The following is a 277-nucleotide window of genomic DNA, read 5'->3' as shown; positions in this document are numbered from 1 at the left end:
CGGGGCCTTCTGTTTTTGCTTTGTCGAAAGGAAAGAATCTGGCTGGAATAGTAGCAAAAACTATGGATGAGACTTATAAAAATAAAGGAATAGAAGACAATATATATGTATCAAAAATTGGAGATCAAGGTACAAGAATACTTAGATAATGGATTATTTTAGTTTACAGCATAACGCACCTAAAGTTTCTTTCAGAGAGGCAGGAATACAAGGATTAGCACCCGATAGGGGGCTGTATTTTCCTTCTGAAATTACCCCATTGCCCCAATCTTTTTTT

The 277-nt window shown here is 36.1% G+C and carries 1 pseudogene; it reads left to right on the top strand.

Annotated elements, in window-relative coordinates:
- Positions 1-148: 148 nt before the first annotated feature.
- Positions 149-277: pseudogene (locus ACY2RT_RS15345) on the top strand (threonine synthase); the annotation flags it as partial.

This window comes from Ulvibacter sp. 2210JD10-4 (genome assembly GCF_058148525.1).
Note: the sequence above shows the minus strand (reverse complement) of the source record. Positions and strands in the feature narration are given on the sequence as shown.